Source organism: Sinomonas sp. G460-2, assembly GCF_047759905.1.
In the GTDB taxonomy this organism is placed as follows: Bacteria; Actinomycetota; Actinomycetes; order Actinomycetales; family Micrococcaceae; genus Sinomonas.
In genome coordinates this window covers 1-4,245 of record NZ_JBKZWT010000311.1, presented here as the reverse complement: position 1 = coordinate 4,245, position 4,245 = coordinate 1, and the positions used below count along the sequence as shown (strand labels likewise).

Sequence of the window (4,245 nt, the reverse complement as noted above, 5' to 3'; positions counted from 1 at the left end):
GTCCCATCCCTTCCGCTTCCGCCGTCAGGCGGTCTCGATGTATGCCAATACGGCACGACCCCGCCCATGACGGCGAAGCCCTGGCCTTCGGACTCCAAGAACTGCTGGACGCCGGCCGCGGCGGCCAGGCCATACGCGCTGCCGCCGCAGAGGGCCACGCCGTCCACGTTCTGGGCGAGTGTCGAGGGGTCCAGCGCGTCGGTCTCGCTCGTGCCAGGGCCTCCGCCGCGGACGTCGACGCCGCCAGCCGAATCGGGCGGAGCGAGGATCGCGGTGACGCCGGTGAGCCAGCCGTCGCCCGTTCGCTGCGCGTGGCCGACGCGAAGGCCCGGGACATCGAGGAGGGATCCCATGGGGCCATTGTGCCCCACATCTCACGCTTGTCATCCAAGCCAGAAACACAGAGTTAACTCTTGGCTACCGCTCGGAGAACTCTTGCGGGAGACCGCGAATCCGGGGTTACCGACGAGTCATTTCATGCTCCACTGGATCAGCCACCGTCGCGGCATCACTGCGCGGTGCCCAGAAGTACCGGGCTCGGGGGGGCCCGGCGGAAGGAGCCATCAGCACCATGACTCACCTTGACCTCGACCGTCCCACGACGGTCACCCCACCGGCGGCCGCGCCGCGGCGCCCGCGCTGGAGCGCACGAAACCGTCGCGATTTCTTCATCTTCCTCGCGATGGCGCTGCCAAACCTGATCCTCATCGCGGTCTTCACGTATCGCCCGCTGATCACGAACATCCAGTACTCGCTGCTCGACTGGACGCTCGGGGCGCCGCGCGCGAAGAACATTGGCCTCGACAACTACGTGGCGTTCTTCACGAGCGACGACGCACCCCGCGTGCTCGGCACGACGGCGATCTTCACGGTCTTCACCGTCGGCCTGTCCATGGCGCTCGGCCTCGTCGTGGCGATCGTGCTCAACTCGAAGCTGCGCGGCACGACGTTCGCGCGGGCGGCGGTCTTCGCGCCCTACGTGCTGTCCGGCGTCGGCGTGGGACTCGTCTGGATGTTCATCTTCGATCCCGGGTACGGCGCGATCGCGTGGACACTCCGTGGCATCGGCATCAAGAGCCCCGAGTGGTTCAACAATCCGCAGCTCGCGCTCACGATGGTCATCATCGTGTACGTCTGGAAGAACCTCGGCTACTGCGCGGTCGTGTACCTCGCGGGCCTCCAGTCGCTCCCGAACGACATCATGGAGGCCGCGGCACTCGACGGGGCCGGGACCGCACGCAGGTTCTGGAGCATCTCGCTCCCCCTGCTCTCCCCCACGACGTTCTTCCTGCTCATCACCACGATCCTGTCGAGCCTCCAGGCATTCGACATCATCCGCATCATGACCCCGCTCGGGGACGGCACGAGCACGCTCATCTACGACGCGTACCTCGAGGCGTTCGGCGCGTACAACCGGGCCGGATACTCCGCGGCCATCTCGGTGGTCCTGTTCGCGATCCTGCTGATCGTCACCGTGGTCCAGATCCGTTTCGTCGAGAAGAAGGTGCACTACGCATGAGCGCCCCCGCACCCGTCGAAGTCACCGCCCGCGCTGGCGAACCGATCCGCCCGCGCGCGTTCTCGTCGAAGAACCTCGTCGCGACGATCACCGCCGGGTATATCCCGCTGCTCGTCGCGACGCTCATCGTTGCGCTCCCCCTCCTGTGGATGGTCCTGAGCTCGTTCAAGACGGCGCCAGAGATCATCACCACGGACATCAAGCTCCTCCCGAAGTCGCTCAACCTCGACAGCTACGGGACGGCGATGACCGCGGTCCCGTTCGGGCGCTTCTTCCTGAACTCGACGATCGTCACGGTCGTTGGCGCACTGATCAAGGTCTCGCTCGCGATCATGACGGCCTACGCTCTCGTGTTCGTCCGGTTCCCGTTCAAGAACGTGCTCTTCATCCTCATCCTCGTGGCCCTCATGGTGCCGTCACAGGTCTCGATCCTGCCGAACTACGTGCTCATCGCGGGCATGGGCGGAAAGAACACGCTGTGGGGAATCATCCTGCCCGGGCTCGGAACGGCCTTCGGGACGTTCCTGTTGCGCCAGCACTTCATGACGCTTCCCGGCTCAATCCTCGAGGCCGCCGAGATCGACGGCGCGGGCCACTGGAAGCGCCTCTGGCAGATCGTGGTGCCCATCTCCGGTCCGTCCATCGCGACCGTCGCCCTCGTGACGATCGTGAGCGAGTGGAACGACTACATCTGGCCGCTCATCATCACGGACCGGCCCGAGCTCATGACGCTTCCCGTGGGCCTGACGCTCCTGCAGAACTCCGAGGGTGGCGGCGCCAACTGGCCCATCCTCATGGCCGGCGCCGTCCTAGTGATCATTCCGGTCCTCGTCGTCTTCGCGATGCTCCAGCGGTACATCGTCGCCGGCCTCACCCAGGGCAGCACCGCCAACTAGCTTCCGTCTCACACCCAATCCATCAAGAAAGGCCGACCATGGCATTCCAGATCGACCGCCGAAACTTCCTCGCCCTGACGGGGGTGGGAGCGGGCGCTCTCACCCTCGCTGCCTGCGGCGGCCCGGACACTTCCGGCACTGCGGCAACCACCGCTGCGGCCGACGTCGACTTCAAGGACGTCAAGCCGGCGGCTTCCATCGACTTCTGGTCGAACCACCCCGGCAAGTCCGAGGAGGTCGAGAAGAAGATGATCGAGGCCTTCCAGGCCGCCAACCCGGGCATCAAGGTCAACCTCGTCACCGCGGGCTCGTCGTACGAGGACATCGCGCAGAAGTACCAGGCCGCCCAGGCGGCAAAGTCGGGCCTCCCGGCGATCGTGGTGCTCTCCGACGTGTGGTGGTTCCGGTACTTCATCAACGAGTCGATCATCCCGCTCGACTCGCTGCTCAAGCAGCTCGACGTCAAGGTGAGCCAGTACCGCGACTCGCTCGTGGCCGACTACCAGTACTCGGGCAAGCAGTGGGCCATGCCGTTCGCGCGCTCGACCCCGCTCTTCTACTACAACAAGGACCACTTCAAGGCCGCGGGTCTCCCCGACCGCGCGCCGAAGACGTGGGCCGAGTTCGCGGAGTGGGCCCCGAAGCTCAAGGGTCAGGGCAGCGCGCAGTACGCCTTCATGTACGGCCCGCTCGCCGGCTACGCGGGCTGGACGATGCAGAACAACCTGTGGGGCTGGGGCACCGGCTGGTCCAAGGACTGGGACATCACGTGCGACTCGGACGACGCCGTCGCCGCGATCAAGTGGATCCAGGACTCGGTCTACACGGACAAGTGGGCGGGCGTTTCCTCGAAGGACCAGAGCGTCGACTTCGCCGCGGGCATCGCCTCGACCACGATCTCCTCGACGGGCTCGCTCGTCGACGTGCTCAAGAACGCGAAGTTCAACGTGGGCGTCGGCTTCCTCCCGGGCGGCCCCAAGTCGGAGAAGCCCGTCTGCCCGACCGGCGGTGCGGGCCTCGGCATCTCCGCCGGCATCCCCAAGGAGCAGCAGCTCGCGGCGGCCATGTTCATCAAGTTCGTGGGTTCGCCGGAGAACGCCGCACTGTTCTCGGGCGCGACCGGCTACATGCCGGTCCGCAAGGACGCCGACATGACCACCGTGCTCGCGAAGACGCCGCAGATCCAGACCGCGATCGACCAGCTCTCCGCCACGAAGGTCCAGGACAACGCGCGCGCGTTCCTCCCGGGCGCCGACCAGGAGATGGGCAAGTCCGTCGCCAAGATCGTCACCCAGCAGGCGGACGTCAAGGCCACGCTCACCGATCTCAAGAAGACGCTCCAGGGCATCTACGAGAAGGACGTCAAGCCGAAGCTCAAGGCCTGACGCTCACCCGATTCTCGGGGCACCACGAACGACGGCGGCCGCTCACCACGTGGGGTGAGCGGCCGCCGTCGTCGGTGTTAACCCGGGCGCGCTAGAGGCGCACCACTAGCTTTCCGCGCACGTGCCCGCCCTCGAGCTCGCGGTAGGCGCTGGCCGCGCCGTCGAGATCGACGACGCGCGCGAGCTCGACCTTGAGGCGGCCCGAAGCCGTGAGCCCGGCGAGCTCCGCGAGGTCGTCGGGGTTGGGGCGGACCCACACGTACTGGCCGCCGTAGACGTCGCGGGCCTTGCGGTCGGCGACCGAGGCAACGACCCCGCCCGCGCGGAGTAGCTGCGGAACCGTCTCGAGCGTGGACCCGCCCACGAAGTCGAGGATCACGTCGAAGCCCTCGGGCGCGAGCGCGCGCGCCGCGTCGACGAGTCCCTCGCCGTACGGAACCGGCTC

The 4,245-nt window shown here is 66.8% G+C and carries 5 protein-coding genes; 3 read left to right on the top strand and 2 right to left on the bottom strand.

Annotation, left to right across the window (positions count from 1 at the left end; all coding sequences use genetic code 11):
- Window positions 1-353 (bottom strand): P1 family peptidase (locus ACLN58_RS18735; RefSeq protein WP_415856752.1); only part of this gene is annotated, 353 nt, incomplete at its 3' end.
- A 218-nt stretch (window positions 354-571) separates the two neighbouring features.
- Here ACLN58_RS18735 and ACLN58_RS18730 point away from each other — a divergent pair.
- The 3 genes from ACLN58_RS18730 to ACLN58_RS18720 are packed head-to-tail and all read left to right on the top strand — an operon-like array spanning window position 572 to window position 3,800.
- On the top strand, window positions 572-1,519 hold the full coding sequence (locus ACLN58_RS18730; RefSeq protein ID WP_415856751.1) for a carbohydrate ABC transporter permease: 948 nt from the start codon (window positions 572-574) through the stop codon (window positions 1,517-1,519).
- Complete coding sequence (locus ACLN58_RS18725) at window positions 1,516-2,415, top strand: carbohydrate ABC transporter permease (RefSeq protein WP_415856750.1); 900 nt, start codon at window positions 1,516-1,518, stop codon at window positions 2,413-2,415. The genes ACLN58_RS18730 and ACLN58_RS18725 overlap by 4 nt, the downstream gene beginning before the upstream one ends.
- Window positions 2,416-2,453: 38 nt before the next feature.
- Complete coding sequence (locus ACLN58_RS18720; protein ID WP_415856749.1) at window positions 2,454-3,800, top strand: ABC transporter substrate-binding protein; 1,347 nt, start codon at window positions 2,454-2,456, stop codon at window positions 3,798-3,800.
- A 91-nt stretch (window positions 3,801-3,891) separates the two neighbouring features.
- Here ACLN58_RS18720 and ACLN58_RS18715 read toward each other — a convergent pair.
- A partial coding sequence (locus ACLN58_RS18715; RefSeq protein ID WP_415856748.1) for a zinc-binding dehydrogenase occupies window positions 3,892-4,245 on the bottom strand: 354 nt, incomplete at its 5' end.

Excerpts from the sequence above, each read along its gene's own strand:
- ACLN58_RS18730 (WP_415856751.1), top strand. The coding sequence starts at position 572 with ATGACTCACCTTGACCTCGACCGTCCCACGACGGTCACCCCACCGGCG.
- ACLN58_RS18725 (WP_415856750.1), top strand. The coding sequence starts at position 1,516 with ATGAGCGCCCCCGCACCCGTCGAAGTCACCGCCCGCGCTGGCGAACCG.
- ACLN58_RS18720 (WP_415856749.1), top strand. The coding sequence starts at position 2,454 with ATGGCATTCCAGATCGACCGCCGAAACTTCCTCGCCCTGACGGGGGTG.